The organism is Pseudomonas sp. S09G 359 (genome assembly GCF_002843605.1).
Lineage (GTDB): Bacteria > Pseudomonadota > Gammaproteobacteria > Pseudomonadales > Pseudomonadaceae > Aquipseudomonas.
Window position 1 is genome coordinate 3,738,289 of record NZ_CP025263.1, and the last position, 17,312, is coordinate 3,755,600.

Consider the following 17,312-nt stretch of genomic DNA (forward strand, 5'->3'; position numbering starts at 1 on the left):
GGGAGGTCTTCATAGATGCCGTTACGGACTTTGGAAACCTGGCCCCACGGCGCAATCATGCTGGACGCGCAACACACGCGTTTTGCCTTGTGGGCGCCAGACGCGTTTTATGTCAGCGTTGAATTGGAAGACGGCAAATCCATCGCCATGCTGCCCCAGGCGGATGGCTGGTTCGAAGCCGAAGTGACGTGCCCTGCCGGCACCCGCTACCGCTTCAATATCGATGGAGAAGTGGATGTACCCGACCCCGCGTCCAGGGCCCAGGCCTTGGACGTGCATGGTTGGAGCCTGGTAGTCGACCCGCTCGCCTACCCGTGGCGCCACAGTAGCTGGCAAGGCCGCCCGTGGCATGAGGCGGTGATCTACGAACTGCACGTTGGCGCGCTGGGGGGCTACGCCGAGGTTGAGAAACACCTGCCACGCCTGGCGGAGCTGGGCGTCACCGCGATTGAATTGATGCCCTTGGCGCAATTTCCCGGCGAACGCAATTGGGGCTATGACGGCGTGCTGCCCTACGCGCCGCAATCCAGCTACGGCACGCCCGAACAGCTCAAGCACCTGATCGACAGCGCCCATGAGCACGGCTTGGCGGTGATCCTCGATGTGGTCTACAACCACTTTGGTCCCGATGGCAATTACCTGGGCCAATACGCTGCAAGCTTCTTCCATGAAGATGTGCACACCCCGTGGGGCGCCGGAATTGATTTCGAGCGCCGTGAAGTACGGAACTTCTTCCTCGATAACGCGCTGATGTGGTTGCTCGAATACCGCTTCGACGGCCTGCGCCTGGACGCAGTGCACGCCATCGACAACCCGGGTTTCCTCGAGGAACTGGCGCAGCGCGTGCGTGAACAAGTGGACACCGGCCGGCACGTCTGGCTGGTGCTGGAAAACGAGCTGAACCAGGCCAGCCTGTTGAAGCACGCGTTCGACGCGCAATGGAATGACGATTTTCATAACGTGCTGCACGTGCTGCTCACCGGCGAAACCGACGCCTATTACAGCGACTTCGCCCAAGACCCTACGGCCAAACTCGCCCGTTGCCTCGGCGAAGGCTTTATTTACCAAGGCGACACGACCCGCCACGGCCACACGCGCGGTGAGCCCAGCGGTGATCTGCCGCCGACTGCCTTCGTCGCCTTCCTGCAGAACCACGACCAGATCGGCAACCGCGCCCTCGGCGAGCGCCTGCATCAACTTTGCCCGCCCCAGGCGCTCAAGGCCGCGACCGCCCTACTGCTGCTGTCGCCGATGATTCCGCTGATGTTCATGGGCGATGAAACCAACGCCGACGAACCCTTTCTGTTCTTCACCGACCACCATGGCGAACTGGCCGAGGCGGTGCGTGAAGGCCGGCGCAATGAGTTTGCCGATTTTGCCGCATTCAAAGACCCCGAGCGCCGTGAACGCATCCCGGACCCCAACGCGGCAGCGACCTTCAAGCAATCGGCGCCGTCGTTTGCCGACAACGAACACACGCAGCTCTACCACCAACTGCTGAGCCTGCGCCACCGCCATATCGTGCCGCACCTGCCTGGCAGCCTGGCACTCGGCGCGCAGGTGCTGGCAGACGGCGCCGTGAGTGCGCGCTGGCGCCTGGGCGACGGGCGTCTATTGCAGATTGACCTCAACCTCAGCACCGCCACCCTGGCCTATCCGGCCGGCGCGCACGTGCTGTTCCAAACGCCTGCCGAGCAAGGCGCCTGCCTGCCGCCGCACAGCGCGCGCGTCACCCTATCCCCTGTTGGAGAGCACCCTTGAGCGAAGCGAACCTGGAAATCCTCGCCAGCCGCGCGGGCCTGGCCGTCGATTGGATCGACGCAAACGGCCGCCCGCAACGAGTGACACCCGACGCCCTGCGCGCCGTTCTCAAAGGCCTGGGCCACCCGGCCGACACCGATGCCGAGATCGACGCCAGCCTGCTGGAACTGGAGCAGGTGCAACTGGACAAACACCTGCCGCCGTTGATGACTGTCGACAGCGGCCATGGCCTCGACCTGGCGCGTTATTTCGAGCCCGACACGCTGTGCCGGGTCAACCTGGAAGGCGGCGAAACCCTGGAGCTGCGCCTCGATGGCGACGCGGTGCTGCCTGGCGTCATCGCCCTCGGCTACCACCAGGTGCATATCAATGACCAGGCCTTCACCCTCGCCGTCGCCCCCACCCACTGCTACAGCGTCGCCGAAGCAGTGGATAACAGCCCCGCCCGCGCCTGGGGCCTGAGCGCCCAACTGTATTCGCTGCGGCGCCTGGGCGATGGCGGTTTTGGTGACACCCTGGCGCTGGAGCACCTGGCGCGTTCCGCTGCCGAACGCGGCGCCGATGCCCTGGCAATCAGCCCGATGCACGCGATGTTCAGCGCCGACACCGGCCGCTACAGCCCGTACTCGCCGTCCAGCCGTTTGTTCCTCAACAGCCTGTATGCCTCCCCCGGCTGTATCCTCGGTGAGCGCGAAGTGCGCAACGCCATCGAGGCCCTCGGCCTGGAAGATGAGTTGCACACCCTGGAGCAACACAGCCTGATCGACTGGCCCGCCGCCGCGAAGGCCAAGCAGCAACTGTTGCGCGCGCTGTATGAAGACTTCCGCCACGGCCAGCACCCGCAACACGCCGACTTCCTGAGCTTTCGCCAGGCCGGCGGTGAAGCCCTGGAAAACCACTGCCGCTTCGAAGCCGTGCAGGCGCAGCGGGCCGCTGCCGGTGAAGCGCTCGACTGGCGCCACTGGCCGCAAGAGTGGCGCACCCCGCAAAGCCCGGCGCTGGCGCAATTCGCCGAAGCCAACCGCGATGAGATCGGCTACTTCGCCTTTACCCAATGGCTGATCGCCCGTTGCCTGGCGCGCGCCCAGCAAGCCGCCAAAGGCAGCGGCATGGGGGTTGGCCTGATCGCCGACCTGGCGGTGGGCGCCGACGGCGGTGGCAGCCAGGCCTGGAGCCGCCAGGACGAGCTGCTCGCCGACCTGACCGTGGGCGCACCACCCGACATTCTCAACCGCGCGGGTCAGGGCTGGGGCATTTCCGCGTTTTCCCCCGAAGGCCTCAAGCGCAATGGCTTTCGTGCCTTTATCGAAATGCTGCGGGCCAACTTTGCCCATGCCGGCGGCCTGCGCATCGACCATGTGATGGGCCTGCAACGCCTGTGGGTGATCCCCATGGACGCCTCCCCGCGAGACGGCGCCTACCTGTATTACCCGGTGGACGACCTGTTGCGGCTGTTGGCGTTGGAGTCCCACCGTCACCAGGCCATCGTGCTCGGCGAAGACCTCGGCACTGTGCCCGATGGCCTGCGTGAAAAACTCAGCGGCCGTTCGATTCTTGGCATGCGCGTGCTGCTGTTCGAGCAAGGCCACGATGGCCAGTTCAAGCCGATCCTCGACTGGCCGGACAACGCTCTGGCCACCACCAGCACCCACGATTTGCCCACCCTCAACGGTTGGTGGCACAGCCGCGATATCGAGTGGAACATCCAGCTCGGTTTGATCGACGCGCCCACCGTCGAGCAATGGAGTGAACACCGCCTGCGCGAACGCCAGGCCCTGCGCCAGGCCTTGAGCCAGGACCCGCAGAATTTTGTCGAAGAGATCCGCAATGAAACCGACCATATGATCGACGCCAGCGTGCGTTACCTCGGCCATACCCGTGCCCCCCTGGTGTTGTTGCCATTGGAAGACGCGCTGGGCGCCGAGGAGCAAGCCAACCTGCCCGGCATCACCGACACCCACCCCAATTGGCGCCGGCGCCTGCCGGGCGAAGCCGCCAGCCTGCTGGACAACGCCGGGGCCGCGCGCCGACTCGAACTGTTGGCCGTCGCGCGCAACCAGGCCTACGAGCGTGACCGATGAACGCGCCACTGCTGCGCGCCACCCAGCGCCTGCAATTCCATAAGGGCTTTACCCTGGACGATGCGGTGCCGCTGGTGCCGTATTTCGCGCAATTGGGCATCAGCCATCTCTACGCCTCACCATTGCTCAGCGCGCGCGCCGGGTCGATGCACGGCTACGATGTGGTCGACCCCACCCGCGTCAACCCCGAACTGGGCGGTGAAGCTGCCTTGCGCCGCCTGGTCGCGACCTTGCGCGAGCACGGTATGGGGCTGATCCTCGATATTGTCTCCAACCATATGGCCGTGGGCGGCGCCGACAACCCCTGGTGGCTCGACCTGCTGGAATGGGGGCGCCTGAGCCCCTACAGCGAATTCTTCGATATCCAGTGGCATTCGCCAGACCCGTTGCTCAAGGGCCAATTGCTGATGCCCTTTCTCGGCAGCGACTACGGCGAAGCCCTGCAGACCGGCACCCTGACCTTGCACTTTGACGCCAGCCACGGCACGTTCTACGTCGAACACTATGAGCACCGCTTCCCGATCTGCCCCCGCGATTACGCCGCGATCCTGGGCACCGATGAACAGCTCAAGCCGATCGCCGACCGCTTCAGCGCCCTGGCCTATCAAGACGATGCCTACGCCGAGGCGGCCTGGCTCAAACAAGCGCTGGCCGAACGGGCTACCGAAGTGCTGCCGGCCATCGAGCAGCGGCTGGCTGAGTTTGACGGCCGCCAACCCGAAGGTTTCCAACGCCTGCACCAGTTGCTCGAGCAGCAGGCCTATCGCCTGGCGAGCTGGCGCACGGCGGCGGACGATATCAACTGGCGGCGCTTCTTTGATGTCAACGAACTCGGCGGCCTGCGCGTCGAACGCAGCGCTGTGTTCGAAGCCACCCACGGCAAGATTTTCGAGCTGATCAGCGCGGGCTTGGTGGACGGTCTGCGCATCGACCATATCGACGGCCTCGCCGACCCACGCGGTTACTGCCGCAAGCTGCGCCGGCGGGTCGATGCGCTGGCGCCGGACCGGCATCTGCCGATTTTCGTCGAGAAGATCCTCGGCGAAGGCGAAACCCTGCGCGAAGACTGGCAAGTGGACGGCACCACCGGCTACGAGTTCATGAATCAGCTGTCGCTGCTGCAACACCACCCGGACGGTTTTGAACCGCTGGCCGCATTGTGGACCCAGCACAGCGAACGGCCCTCGGCGTTTATCGAAGAAGCCCGGCTGGCGCGCCAGCAGATCCTCAATGGCTCGTTGGGCGGCGACTTTGAAAGCGTGGCCCAGGCCCTGCTGCAAGTGGCGCGCGATGATGTAATGACCCGCGACCTGACCCTGGGCGCGATCCGCCGCGCCTTGCAGGAACTGATCGTGCACTTCCCGGTGTACCGCACCTATATCAGTGCCCGGGGTCGCAACGCGGCTGACGACGCGCTGTTCCAGCAGGCGCTGGAAGGCGCGCGCAGCACCTTGAACGAAGGCGACTGGCCGGTACTCGAGCACCTCGCCAACTGGCTCGGCGGCCAGCCCTGGCGCGAGCGCCCGGTGGGCCGCGAGCGCAAGATCCTCAAGCATGCCTGCGTGCGCTTCCAGCAACTGACCTCGCCCGCCGCCGCCAAGGCCGTGGAAGATACCGCGTTCTATCGCTCGGCAGTGTTGCTGTCGCGTAACGACGTGGGCTTCAGCACCGAACAGTTCAGCGCACCATTGGCCGAATTCCATCGGCTCAACACGCAGCGGTTGCAGGCCTTCCCGGATAACCTGCTGGCCACCGCCACCCACGACCACAAACGCGGCGAAGACAGCCGCGCGCGCCTGGCGGTGCTCAGTGAGTGCGCGCCCTGGTACGTCGAACAAGTGGAGCAGTGGCGCCGCCTGGCTGCGCCGTTGCGCAGCGATGCCAACGCGCCGTCGGCCGGTGATGAACTGATCCTCTATCAAGTGCTGTTGGCCAGTTGGCCACTGGACCAAGGCGAAGACTTTTCCGGCTACCAGCAACGCCTCTGGCAGTGGCAACAAAAGGCCCTGCGCGAAGCCAAGTTGCAAAGCAGCTGGAGCGCGCCCAACGAGGCTTATGAGCAAGGCGTGGAAGCGTTCCTCTCACGTCTGTTGCTCAGTGATGCAGGCCAGCCCTTGCGCACCGCCATCGGCAACGCGGCCCAGCTCATCGCCCCCGCCGGCGCCCTCAATGGGCTGGCGCAATCCTTGCTTCGCATCACCGTGCCGGGTGTACCGGACCTGTACCAGGGCGCCGAGTTCTGGGACTTCAGCCTGGTGGACCCGGACAACCGCCGGCCAGTGGATTTCAACGCGCGGCAACTCGCGCTGGAGGCACCACCGGACACCGGTGAACTGTTGTTCCATTGGCGTGACGGGCGCATCAAACAGGCCTTGATTGCCCAGGTACTGGCCTTGCGCAAGGCCCATCCTGAGCTGTTCCGCAGCGGCGCCTACACAGCGCTTGAAGTGGTCGGCCAACACGCCGAGCGGGTGCTCGCATTCTGTCGCGAACACCAGGGCAAACGCCTGTTGGTGGTGGTGCCACGCTGGTCCCACGACCTGCTTGAAAACGGTGTGTACCCCCAGATCAATGCGCAGGTTTGGGGCGATACCCGGGTCAAATTACCGTTCGCCGCAACAACCCAAAACTGGAAGGGACTTTTTCATACAGGCGCAGTCACACCAAACAAGGAGCTGTTGATCAGCGCTGCCCTGGGGGATTTCCCGGTCAATGTCTTTATCAATCCTGATGATCAAGAAAGCTGAAAATTTTCTGTGAGGAGCATTGCGATGAGTACTGAAGACAAACGCATACGCGAGTTAGCACATCAGATCTGGGAGTCTGAGGGTAAGCCCCATGGCGAGGATGCGCGACACTGGGAGATGGCGCGCAAGCTGGCAGAAGCCGAAGCGCTGACGCCGAGCAAACCCAAGGCCGCCGCCAAGCCGAAGACGGCGCCCAAGCCTGCCGCCAAGGCCAAGCCCCCGGCACCCGCCGCCAGCAAGCCAACGCCGCCGGCCGCAAAAAAACCACCGGCGCCGAAAAAGCCTAAGCCTTGACCTTCAAGCCTCCTGCCGGCGCTGCTGGCACGAGGCATTTTCATCGCCCCTATTTCTCCGCTGAGCTTTCATCAGCACGGCCGCGTTCGGCCCGAAAAAAGACCCTTGCAGGAGCAACACCATGAGCAAACCCCATAAAACCCCTTCGACGCCGGGTAACGAGCCGTCGCGGATTCGTGAAGGTTTGCCCTTCCCCCTCGGCGCCACTTGGGATGGCCTGGGTGTCAACTTTGCGCTGTTCTCGGCCAACGCCACCAAAGTCGAACTGTGCCTGTTCGATGATGCCGGCGAAGTCGAGCTGGAACGTATTGAACTGCCGGAATACACCGACGAGATCTTTCACGGCTACCTGCCCGACGCCCACCCCGGGCTGATCTACGGCTATCGCGTGTACGGTGCCTATGACCCGGCCAACGGGCATCGCTTCAACCACAACAAATTGCTCATCGACCCCTATGCCAAACAGCTGGTGGGCGAACTTAAATGGTCCGAGGCGCTGTTCGGCTACACCATCGGCCACCCCGATGACGACCTCAGCTTCGACGAACGCGACAGCGCGCCCTTCGTGCCCAAGTGCAAGGTCATCGACCCGGCGCACACCTGGGGCAACGACCAGCCGGTACGCGTGCCGTGGGACCGTACGATCATTTACGAAACCCACCTGCGCGGCATCAGCATGCGCCACCCCTCGGTGGGCGAGTCGGTGCGCGGTACCTGCGCCGGGTTGATGGAAGACGACGTGCTCAAGCACATCCGCCAGTTGGGCATCTCGTCAGTCGAATTGCTGCCGGTGCACGCCTTTGTCAACGACCAGCACCTGCTGGAAAAAGGCATGACCAACTATTGGGGCTACAACAGCATCGCGTTCTTCGCCCCCGACCCGCGCTACCTGGCCAGCGGCAAGATCGCCGAGTTCAAGGAGATGGTTGCGCACCTGCACGAACAGAAGCTCGAAGTGATCCTCGACGTGGTCTACAACCACACCGCCGAAGGCAACGAGCGCGGCCCGACCCTGTCCATGCGCGGCATCGACAACGCCTCGTACTATCGGCTGATGCCCGACGACAAGCGCTTCTATATCAATGATTCCGGCACCGGCAACACCCTGGATTTGAGCCACCCTTGCGTGCTGCAAATGGTCACCGACTCCCTGCGCTACTGGGCCAACGAGATGCATGTCGACGGCTTCCGCTTCGACCTTGCGACCATCCTCGGCCGTTACCGCGATGGCTTCGATGAGCGCCACAGCTTCCTCGTGGCCTGCCGCCAGGACCCGGTGCTGCGCCAGCTCAAACTGATCGCCGAACCCTGGGACTGCGGCCCCGGCGGTTACCAGGTGGGCAACTTCCCACCGGGCTGGGTGGAGTGGAACGACCGCTTCCGCGACACCGTGCGTGCGTTCTGGAAAGGCGATGACGGCCAATTGGCAGACTTCGCCGGGCGCATGACCGCCTCGGGCGAGATGTTCAACCACCGTGGCCGCCGCCCCTACAGCTCGGTGAATTTCATCACCGCCCACGACGGTTTCACCCTGCACGACCTGGTGTCGTACAACGACAAGCACAACGAAGACAACGACGAGAACAACCAGGACGGCAGCAACAACAACCTGTCCTGGAACCACGGCGTCGAAGGCCCCACTGACGACCCGGAAATCAACGCACTGCGCCTGCGCCAGATGCGCAATTTCTTCGCCACGCTGCTGCTGGCCCAGGGCACGCCGATGATCGTCGCCGGTGACGAGTTCGCCCGCACCCAGCACGGCAACAACAATGCCTATTGCCAGGACAGCGAGATCGGCTGGGTCAACTGGGAACTGGATGATGACGGCAAGTCGTTGCTCAAGTTTGTAAAACGCCTGATCAAGCTGCGCCTGGCCTATCCGATCCTGCGTCGCGGGCGCTTCCTGGTGGGCGACTACAACGAAGACATCGGTGTAAAAGACGTAACCTGGCTGGCCCCCGATGGCAACGAGATGACCACCGAACAGTGGGAAGACAGCCACGGCCGCTGCCTGGGCATGCTGATGGATGGCCGCGCCCAGGAGACCGGGATTCGCCGCGCCGGTGCCGACGCGACCTTGCTGCTGGTGGTCAACGCCCATCACGACATGGTCAATTTCCGCCTGCCGCCGGTGCCCGAAGGTGAATTCTGGACCTGCATGCTCGACACCAACGATATCGCGGTGCGCGGCCAGGAACGCTTTGATTTCGAGCACGAATACGCCGTGACCGGGCGCTCGCTGCTGTTGTTTGAGCTGCAGCGCGAAGACGAGGTGTGAGATGGCTTTGCATGGATTCCTTCAAGGCTACCGGGGCTATGCGGATACGCAGGCACTGGGGGTAGCCCTGAAGGCACTTCAGGAAGAAGGCCTGGACCAATTGCCGTTGCCCGGCAGCGGCCGGACATTGGCGCGCTTCAGCCGCCTGGCGCAGGTCGCCGGCCACGACTTGCGCTTGTGCAAGCTGTTCGAAGGCCACACCGACGCCTTGGCGATTATTGCCGAGCTGCACAGCCCCTTGCCGCCCTTGGGCAGCACCTGGGGCATGTGGGCGGCCGAACCGCCGAACGCTAGAGTACGCGTTCAGCGCGAAGGTCAACGCCTACGGGTGCAAGGGCGCAAGGCCTGGTGTTCCGGTGCCGCCGTGGTCAGCCATGGGCTGTTGACCGCCTGGGATGAACAAGACCGCCAGCAATTGGTGGCGGTGCAGATGGATCAACCGGGTATTACCGTGACCAACGAGGGGTGGCAGGCCGTGGGCATGGCTGCCACCGGCAGCGTGGAAGTGCTGTTTGACGGTGCCCACGGCATTGCCGTCGGCGGCCCCGGTGACTACCTCGCCCGAGCTGGTTTCTGGCAAGGCGGCGTCGGCATTGCGGCGTGCTGGTATGGCGCGGCGCAACGGCTGGCGGAGGTGTTGCGCGAACACTGCGGCAAACGCCCGGAGCCCCATGCCCTCGCCCACCTGGGCGCCGTTGACAGCGCCTTGAACAGTGCGGCCTGCGTACTGCGTGACAGCGCACAGCAGATCGACCGTGAACCCGGGGCGGACGCCAGGCAACTCGCCCAGCAGGCCCGCGCCTGTATCGAAGACACGGTTGAGCAAGTGATGCGGCATGTCGGCCGCGCGGTGGGTGCAGGGCCTTACTGCAAAGACCCACACTTTGCGCAATTGATGACAGACCTGCCGGTGTTCGTGCGCCAGAGCCACGCCGAGCGCGACCTGGCCGGCCTCGGCGAGCTGGTCGCCGGTGACACCACAGGGAGGTGGCAGTTATGAAACCCAACCCGATCGTTGGCCAAGGCACGCCGCTGCATCACTGGCAGGCCTCGCCGCTGATCGCCGAATTGCCGCTGATCAGCGTCGCCGAGCTGGTGCCCGACGGCCATCGCGCCGTTATCATCGCGCCGCATCCGGATGACGAAGTGCTCGGCTGTGGTGGCCTGCTACAAGGCCTGGCCGCGTTGGGGCGGCCGATGCAGCTGATTTCGGTCACCGACGGCAGCGCCAGCCACCCAGGCTCGCGGCGCTGGCCGGTGGAGCGTTTGAGCGTGGTACGCCCGCAGGAATCAGCGCAGGCCCTGCATCGGTTAGGGCTGCCTTTGCACAGCCTCAAATGGCTGCGGGCGGGCTTTGCCGACAGCCAGGTGGCAGCGCGGGAAGACGAGCTCGCGGCGTTTATCCAACGCCATCTCAAACCCACGGATGTGCTGTTTACCACCTGGCGCGAAGACGGCCATTGCGATCACGAAGCCGTTGGCCGCGCCAGCGCCAAGGCGGCCCAGGCCGTGGGCGCCGCTTTGTATGAACTGCCGGTGTGGACCTGGCACTGGGCCTCTCCCGAGGATAGCCAGGTGCCATGGCACCGCGCGCGCAAAATCCCCTTGAGCTGCGAGGCCATCGCGCGCAAACGCCATGCCATCCACGCATTCGCCAGCCAGTTGGAGGGCGACCCGCAGATCGGCCTGCCGCCGGTGCTGGCACCCTATGTGGTGGAGCGCCTGCTGCAACCTTTTGAGGTGGTTTTTGTATGAGCGTGACCACCGGCTATTTCGATCAACTGTTTGCCGATAACGACGACCCCTGGGCGTTCCGCCAACGCTGGTACGAGCGCCGCAAGCGCGCGCTGACCCTGGCGCTGCTGACCCGCCCGCGCTACGCCGCGATCTTCGAACCCGGCTGCGCCAATGGCGAACTGAGCATTGAGCTGGCACCCCGCTGCGACCGGTTGTTGTGCTGCGACACGGCAGCGGTCGCCGTCGACCTGGCGCGCACGCGCCTGCTGGGTTTCACCCATGCAGAGGTGCAACAGAGCCGGCTGCCGGCGCAATGGCCGACGGGCCGGTTCGAACTGATCGTGTTGAGCGAGCTGTGCTACTACCTCGACGCCGATGACCTGAGCCGCCTCATAGACTGCGCCGTCGCCAGCCTGACGCCGGACGGCCAGGTGCTGGCCTGCCATTGGCGCCCCGTGATCGAGGGCTGCCCGCAGACCGCCGAACAGGTCCACCACCTGCTGCATGAGCGCCTGGGCATGCCCCGGGTTGCCAGCCACCACGAAGAAGATTTTCTCCTCGACCTGTGGAGCCGCGACGGCACCTCGGTCGCCACCCTTGAGGGTCTGCGATGATCGGTATTCTGATCCCGGTACATAACGAAGAGGCGTTGCTGGGCGACTGCTTGAATGCAGCCTTGATCGCAGCCAACCACCCCGGATTGCAAGGTGAACCGGTGCAGATCCTGGTGATACTCGACAGTTGCAGCGACGCCAGTGCGGCGATTGCCGAGGGTTATGCGGTACAGCGCCTGGAAGTCCAGGCGCGCAATGTAGGCCATGTACGCGGGGTGGGCGCGCGGCATCTGCTCAACCAGGGCGCGCGCTGGATCGCCTGCACCGACGCCGACAGCCGCGTAGCCCCCGATTGGCTGGTGGCGCAGTTGGCGCTGCAGGCCGACGCCGTGTGCGGCACGGTGACCGTGGACGCCTGGAGCGAGGGGTTCGACCCCACCGCGCAGATCCGTTATCACCAGGCCTACCAGGCCAGCGACGGTCACCACCATATTCACGGTGCCAACCTGGGCATCAGTGCCGGCGCCTATGTGCGCGCCGGTGGTTTCGAGCCGCTGGCCTGCCATGAAGATGTGCAACTGGTGCGCGACCTGGAGCGCTGCGGCGCTTCCATCGCCTGGAGCCACGCCCCGCAAGTCATCACCAGCGCGCGCCTGGAGGCGCGTGCGCAGGGCGGTTTTGGTGACTATCTGAAGAGCCTGATGCTGGCTTCTTGAAAAAAACGACCTGCCTAAATGTAAAACCGCCTGATCCTTAGCTATGCTGAGTACGCCTTGCCGGCGGCCCAGGGTTGGACTGCCGCGCAACCTCCACGGCGGAGCCTGTGGTGGAAAAAGAGCGTCGTCCCGTCAACGGGGTACGACCCAGCATCAATCGACAAGGACGTGACACCCATGAAGCTTGCCTCCTTAAGCGAGGGCCGCCGTGGTCCCGCGCAAATCTGGAACAGCGCCCCACAACTGGCGCAGATTCCGCCTATCACCCCTGCAGCATTAGTCCCCAACGGGGCGCGCGTAGTGATCATCGCCCCCCACCCGGGCGATGAAGTATTGGCCTGCGGCGGGTTACTGCAACTGCTCAGCACCCTGGAACACCCGCTGCAACTGATCTCCATCACCGACGGCAGCGCCAGCCATCCCGGCTCCCATGTATGGCCGGCCAGCCGCCTGAGTGTGGTGCGGCCCCAGGAAAGCGCCGAAGCCCTGCGCCGCCTGGGCATGCCTTTACACAGCCTGAAATGGATTCGTGGCGGCTTTTGCGATAACGCCCTCGCCGCGCGTGAGCCGCAGTTGAGCCAATTTATCGCGCGGTACCTGCAACCGGGCGACGTGGTGTTTTCCACTTGGCGCAACGACGGCAATGACGACCACGACGCCGTCGGCCGAGCCAGTGCCAAGGCCTGCAGCCTGGTCGGCGCGCAGCTGTATGAGCTGCCGATCTGGGCGTGGCACTGGCCCGCCCGCGAAGGCGCGATGATCCCCTGGCAGCGCGCGCGCAAAGTACGCCTCGACACCTGGAGCGTGGCACGCAAACTCCACGCTGCCCATGCCTACGCCAGCCAGTTGGTGGGCGACCCGCAGATCGGCCTGCCACCAATGCTGGCCCAAGTGCTGCTGGAACGGATGCGCGAGCCCTACGAGATTGTGTTGTCCTGAACCCGGCTTTGTATCGCAGTGTGTACACGCAGGGCGCAGTAGACATTCCGCGCATGATGAAACGTAGGGCTTAGTAAAAACAACTATAGCGCCGGGTTCTGCTGCCACCGATTGCGAAAGCGTGACAGCTGAAACGCAATCCCCAGCCAGATAAACCAAGCGGGCATCACATACAACGCCAAACGGGTGTCCGGACGCAGCGCCAGCAGGCACAACACGAAGGCCATAAAGGCCAGGGAAAACCAGGCCATGGGCACCCCACCAGGCATCTTGTAGGTGGATTGTGCATGCAGGTCCGGGCGTTTTTTCCGGTAGGCGATGTAGGACGCGAGGATGGTCGACCAGGTGAAAATCACCAGGATCGCCGACACCGTGGACACGATGGTGAAGGCCGTCATGACTTCCGGCACCACAAACAGCAACACCAGTCCCAGCAGCATCAAAAAGGTGGTAAACGCCAGGCTGATAAACGGCACGCTGTTCTGCGATAAACGCCGGAAGATGCCCGGCGCATCCCCCAGGTCCGCCAGCCCGAACAGCATGCGGCTGGCGGAAAACACCCCGCTGTTGGCCGACGACGCGGCCGACGTCAGCACCACGAAATTCACGATGCCCGCCGCGGCGGGAAACCCCGCCACCAGGAACAGCTCCACGAACGGGCTTTTGCTCGGCGAAACCTGCTGCCACGACGTAACCGCGATGATGCACGCCAGGGCCAGCACGTAGAACAGGATGATGCGCAGCGGAATCGAGTTGATCGCCTTGGGCAAGGTCTTCTCCGGCGCGCGGGTTTCCGCGGCTGCGGTGCCGATCAGTTCGGTGCCGGCAAAGGAAAAGATTGCCATCTGGAACCCGGCGAAGAACCCGAACAGGCCATTCGGAAACGCCGCCTGTTTATCCAGCAAATGACTCAACGACGCCGTGACGCCGGTGGGCGAGACAAACGAGCTGGCGATCAGCACCACACTCACGCTGATCAGCGTGACCACAGCGATAATCTTGATGATCGCGAACCAGAACTCCACTTCACCAAACAGCTTGACCGTCAGCACATTCAGCGCAAATAGCGTGAGCAACATGCCCACGGCGGGCATCCACGCCGGCACATGGGGGAACCAGTACTGGAAAAACCCGCCGACCACCACCGCATCCCCCACCACCGCCACGCTCCAGCTGAGCCAGTACGACCAGCCCAGGAAGAACGCCGCACGCGGCCCCAGGTACGCCCCGGCAAAATCAGCGAAGCTTTTGAAGTTGAGGTTGGACAGCAGCAGCTCACCCATGGCGCGCATCACGAAATACACGAACAGGCCGATGATCATGTAGATCAGGATGATCGAGGTACCGGACAGCGCGATGATCTTGCCGGAGCCCATGAACAGGCCGGTGCCGATCGCACCGCCCATGGCCATCAGCTGAATATGGCGGTTGCTCAGGGTGCGTTGCAACGCAGGCTTTTCACAAAGCCCGGGCGTGGTTGTTTTCATCACAAAACCTCTTGTTATGTTTTTGAGTTTTGGCAGAAAAAAGGGATTGAGCGTTGCTTGTTATTAGGCGGTCTTGCTTTCGAAGCCGTGCAGCACGTTGACGGCATTGATGCCGATTTCATCGACCATGTAGCCGCCTTCCATCACGAACAAGGTCGGCACGCCGACGCTGGCGATGATCTCGCCCATGCCGAGGAAGTCCTGGCTGTCGAGCAGGAAGTGGCTGATGGGGTCGTCCTTGAAGGTGTCCACGCCCAGGGAGATCACCAGCACTTCGGGCGCGAAGGCACGCAGTTTCTGGCAGGCGTCGATCAATGCGCTCTGGTAGTGAGCCCAAGTGGTGTTTTTGGGCAGCGGGTAATTCAGGTTGAAGCCCTCCCCGGCACCCGCGCCACGCTCGCTGCTGAATCCGGAAAAATATGGGTAGGAAACGGCCGGCTCGCCGTGCAGGGAGATGAACAGCACATCTGGACGGTCGTAGAAAATGTTCTGCGTACCGTTGCCATGGTGAAAGTCCACATCCAGCACCGCCACACGCTTGGCGCCTTGGGTAATGGCCTGTTGCGCGGCAATCGCGGCATTGTTGAGGTAGCAGTAACCGCCCATGTATTCGCGGGCCGCATGGTGCCCCGGTGGGCGGCACAGGGCGAAGGCGCTGGTGTGGCCTTCATCGATCAGCGCCAGGCCGGTAAGCGCGATATCTGCGCTGGTTTTCACCGCGTTCCAGGTGGTGGCGGTGATCGGCGAACCGGCGTCCATGGCAAAGAAGCCCAGCTTGCCGTCGATAAACGCAGGTACCTGATCGTTGGCCAGGTCACGCACCGGCCACACCAGCGGCAGCGCGTCATGGCTGCGGCCGAGGGTGGTCCACTCGGCCCATGCGCTTTCGAGGAAGGCGATGTAGCGCTCGCTGTGAGCATTGACGTAACAGGCACGCTCAAAGCTGCGCGGCACGATGATGTCGCCCAGCCCAACGTGCTGCACGCGGTCACGTACGGTGTCGGCGCGGCTGGGTTGTTCGAACGACGGCTTGAGCACGCCATCCTTCAGTTCGGTGCCATGGTGCAAACGGTGGTCATCACTAAAAACAGTCAGCATTTGAATACATCCGCCAGTAAAAGACAGGTCTATTTTGTTCTGGCAGTGCGGGGTGTTCTTTGCTTTTACTTACGAGGCTGTTAGGTTTATCGGGTGTTTTTACCCTTGTGATAGCCAGATATGAAAAATAAAACCAAACAGGTCGTTCTTGACGACACCGATCTCGCCATCCTCGCCCTGCTTCAGGAAGACGCGAGTATTTCCAATGCCCAACTGAGCGAACGCCTGTCCCTGAGCCTCACGCCCTGCTGGCGCCGACGCAAACGCCTGGAGGAAGAAGGCGTGATCAAGGACTACCAGGCCAACCTCGACCGCAAGATGCTCGGCCTGGACATCATGGCGTTTGTGCACGTGCGCTTCGCCATCCACACCGACCACGCGCCCGATGCCTTCGAGGCCGTAATCAAGGAACTGCCGGAGGTGCTGTCGTGCCACAAGATCACCGGCGACGCGGATTACCTGTTGCAGGTACTGGCCGAGGACCTGGACAGCTACAGCGAGTTCGTCGAAAGCGTGTTGCGCCGGCAGTTGGGCATTGCCTCGATCCAGTCGAGCCTGGCGTTGCGCGAAGTGAAGGCCACGAGCCGGGTGGCGATTGCGAAGCGACAGGCTTAGATAAACCGCAATATTTTGCGACAGGTGCTCGGCCACGAAAAAATAATGGCAAAATGCCTTATTTGATCGCACGCAAGGAGCGACTGTGACACACGTTCTGACCCCCTCGGACACCCTCCGCGAGACCACACCCTCCCCCTCAAACTTCCGCTTCTTCAGACGCCTCGGAATGTTTGTGGTGGCGGCACTGGTCTTCACCCTGGCCCCCGTTCCGGGCCTCTTGCTGACGCCGCCAGAGGCGCAGCATTACTCGATGTTCATCACCAATCTCGGCGTGATTGCAGTGTTGCTGTCGGGCCTGTTCGTGCTGCAGCACCGGCGCAACCTCGCCGCGACGTTTTACGGCAAGCGCATCCGCCAACCCTTGCGCCTGGGCGCGATCAGCGTGATTGCCTTGTATGCGTTGTGCGGGTTGGCCGTGATCGTGATGAACCAGCCGCGTGAAGCGTTCATGGCAGACCTGTTCAGTGGCCTGACCCAGGGGCAAACCCTGATCAAACTCGGCGCGTTGATCATCCTGCCGCCCATCGCCGAAGAACTGATGATGCGTCACTACCTGCTACGCCTGTTTCCCTATGAGCGCAGTGTGGTCTGGAAGTGGGTCGCGATTATCGTGACGTCAGCCTTGTTCACCAGCCTGCACACCCAATACGGCAGCTCGATCACATTGGCATTGATCTTCGTGATCGGTTGCCTGTTCGCATGGGCGCGGATTGCCAGCGGTGGTTTGCTGGTGCCTATCCTGCTGCACATGCTCGCGGAAGTGCTGGGTTCGAGCCTGGATTGGACCTGGGCGTGGGCCGGGTTTTACGGCTGATCCAGCCTCCGCCCTAAGGGCGCGACACACCCGATGTTCGCGCCCTTCACCGGCAAAGATGGCAAAACGCCTGCCCTCAAGATGTGAAAAATTCGTTAACTGATTCTTCCCAAAGGCTTTTTTTATACGAAAGATTACGGCAGATTAACGCGAATAATTATCATCATCTTTATTATTCGCCATGG

Annotated in this window: 14 protein-coding genes; 12 read left to right on the forward strand and 2 right to left on the reverse strand. The window is 63.1% G+C overall.

Going from position 1 to position 17,312, the window contains the following annotated elements:
- Positions 1-15: 15 nt before the first annotated feature.
- The 10 genes from treZ (at position 16) to CXQ82_RS16970 (ending at position 13,110) form a co-directional block, all read left to right on the forward strand.
- Positions 16-1,761, forward strand: coding sequence for a malto-oligosyltrehalose trehalohydrolase (treZ, locus tag CXQ82_RS16925; protein WP_101270965.1), 1,746 nt, complete (start codon positions 16-18; stop codon positions 1,759-1,761).
- Positions 1,758-3,842: a 4-alpha-glucanotransferase gene (gene malQ, locus CXQ82_RS16930; protein ID WP_101270968.1), complete on the forward strand. Its 2,085-nt coding sequence runs from the start codon at positions 1,758-1,760 to the stop codon at positions 3,840-3,842. The genes treZ and malQ overlap by 4 nt, the downstream gene beginning before the upstream one ends.
- Positions 3,839-6,589, forward strand: a complete 2,751-nt coding sequence (locus CXQ82_RS16935; protein ID WP_101270970.1) for a malto-oligosyltrehalose synthase — start codon at positions 3,839-3,841, stop codon at positions 6,587-6,589. Before malQ ends, CXQ82_RS16935 begins: the two co-directional genes overlap by 4 nt.
- Before the next feature lie 24 nt (positions 6,590-6,613).
- Positions 6,614-6,883 (forward strand): DUF2934 domain-containing protein, encoded by a 270-nt coding sequence (locus tag CXQ82_RS16940; RefSeq protein ID WP_101270972.1) that lies wholly within the window; start codon positions 6,614-6,616, stop codon positions 6,881-6,883.
- Positions 6,884-7,004: 121 nt separating this feature from the next.
- The gene (gene glgX / locus CXQ82_RS16945; RefSeq protein WP_101270974.1) at positions 7,005-9,164 is read left to right on the forward strand and encodes a glycogen debranching protein GlgX; all 2,160 of its coding nucleotides are present in this window, start codon (positions 7,005-7,007) and stop codon (positions 9,162-9,164) included.
- A 1-nt stretch (position 9,165) separates the two neighbouring features.
- The gene (locus CXQ82_RS16950; RefSeq protein ID WP_101270976.1) at positions 9,166-10,164 is read left to right on the forward strand and encodes an acyl-CoA dehydrogenase family protein; all 999 of its coding nucleotides are present in this window, start codon (positions 9,166-9,168) and stop codon (positions 10,162-10,164) included.
- Entirely contained in the window at positions 10,161-10,919 is a 759-nt protein-coding gene (locus CXQ82_RS16955; protein WP_101270978.1) for a PIG-L deacetylase family protein, read from the forward strand. The genes CXQ82_RS16950 and CXQ82_RS16955 overlap by 4 nt, the downstream gene beginning before the upstream one ends.
- The gene (locus tag CXQ82_RS16960; RefSeq protein ID WP_101270980.1) at positions 10,916-11,515 is read left to right on the forward strand and encodes an SAM-dependent methyltransferase; all 600 of its coding nucleotides are present in this window, start codon (positions 10,916-10,918) and stop codon (positions 11,513-11,515) included. Before CXQ82_RS16955 ends, CXQ82_RS16960 begins: the two co-directional genes overlap by 4 nt.
- Entirely contained in the window at positions 11,512-12,171 is a 660-nt protein-coding gene (locus CXQ82_RS16965) for a glycosyltransferase family 2 protein (RefSeq protein WP_101270982.1), read from the forward strand. Before CXQ82_RS16960 ends, CXQ82_RS16965 begins: the two co-directional genes overlap by 4 nt.
- 177 nt (positions 12,172-12,348) lie before the next feature.
- Positions 12,349-13,110, forward strand: a complete 762-nt coding sequence (locus CXQ82_RS16970; protein WP_101270985.1) for a PIG-L deacetylase family protein — start codon at positions 12,349-12,351, stop codon at positions 13,108-13,110.
- 83 nt (positions 13,111-13,193) lie between these two features.
- Here CXQ82_RS16970 and CXQ82_RS16975 read toward each other — a convergent pair whose 3' ends face one another.
- Positions 13,194-14,597: an amino acid permease gene (locus CXQ82_RS16975; protein WP_101270987.1), complete on the reverse strand. Its 1,404-nt coding sequence runs from the start codon at positions 14,595-14,597 to the stop codon at positions 13,194-13,196.
- 63 nt (positions 14,598-14,660) lie between these two features.
- Complete coding sequence (locus tag CXQ82_RS16980; RefSeq protein ID WP_101270990.1) at positions 14,661-15,695, reverse strand: histone deacetylase family protein; 1,035 nt, start codon at positions 15,693-15,695, stop codon at positions 14,661-14,663.
- 120 nt (positions 15,696-15,815) lie between these two features.
- On the opposite strand from CXQ82_RS16980, the gene CXQ82_RS16985 reads away from it, so the two are divergent.
- Together CXQ82_RS16985 and CXQ82_RS16990 are read left to right on the forward strand one after the other, a co-directional pair.
- Positions 15,816-16,310, forward strand: a complete 495-nt coding sequence (locus tag CXQ82_RS16985; protein ID WP_101270992.1) for an Lrp/AsnC family transcriptional regulator — start codon at positions 15,816-15,818, stop codon at positions 16,308-16,310.
- A 169-nt stretch (positions 16,311-16,479) separates the two neighbouring features.
- The gene (locus tag CXQ82_RS16990; protein WP_101270994.1) at positions 16,480-17,127 is read left to right on the forward strand and encodes a CPBP family intramembrane glutamic endopeptidase; all 648 of its coding nucleotides are present in this window, start codon (positions 16,480-16,482) and stop codon (positions 17,125-17,127) included.
- Positions 17,128-17,312 lie beyond the last annotated feature (185 nt).

Excerpts from the sequence above, each read along its gene's own strand:
- treZ (WP_101270965.1), top strand. The coding sequence starts at position 16 with ATGCCGTTACGGACTTTGGAAACCTGGCCCCACGGCGCAATCATGCTG.
- CXQ82_RS16935 (WP_101270970.1), top strand. The coding sequence starts at position 3,839 with ATGAACGCGCCACTGCTGCGCGCCACCCAGCGCCTGCAATTCCATAAG.
- CXQ82_RS16940 (WP_101270972.1), top strand. The coding sequence starts at position 6,614 with ATGAGTACTGAAGACAAACGCATACGCGAGTTAGCACATCAGATCTGG.
- glgX (WP_101270974.1), top strand. The coding sequence starts at position 7,005 with ATGAGCAAACCCCATAAAACCCCTTCGACGCCGGGTAACGAGCCGTCG.
- CXQ82_RS16950 (WP_101270976.1), top strand. The coding sequence starts at position 9,166 with ATGGCTTTGCATGGATTCCTTCAAGGCTACCGGGGCTATGCGGATACG.
- CXQ82_RS16955 (WP_101270978.1), top strand. The coding sequence starts at position 10,161 with ATGAAACCCAACCCGATCGTTGGCCAAGGCACGCCGCTGCATCACTGG.
- CXQ82_RS16960 (WP_101270980.1), top strand. The coding sequence starts at position 10,916 with ATGAGCGTGACCACCGGCTATTTCGATCAACTGTTTGCCGATAACGAC.
- CXQ82_RS16965 (WP_101270982.1), top strand. The coding sequence starts at position 11,512 with ATGATCGGTATTCTGATCCCGGTACATAACGAAGAGGCGTTGCTGGGC.
- CXQ82_RS16970 (WP_101270985.1), top strand. The coding sequence starts at position 12,349 with ATGAAGCTTGCCTCCTTAAGCGAGGGCCGCCGTGGTCCCGCGCAAATC.
- CXQ82_RS16975 (WP_101270987.1), bottom strand. The coding sequence starts at position 14,597 with ATGAAAACAACCACGCCCGGGCTTTGTGAAAAGCCTGCGTTGCAACGC.
- CXQ82_RS16980 (WP_101270990.1), bottom strand. The coding sequence starts at position 15,695 with ATGCTGACTGTTTTTAGTGATGACCACCGTTTGCACCATGGCACCGAA.
- CXQ82_RS16985 (WP_101270992.1), top strand. The coding sequence starts at position 15,816 with ATGAAAAATAAAACCAAACAGGTCGTTCTTGACGACACCGATCTCGCC.
- CXQ82_RS16990 (WP_101270994.1), top strand. The coding sequence starts at position 16,480 with ATGTTTGTGGTGGCGGCACTGGTCTTCACCCTGGCCCCCGTTCCGGGC.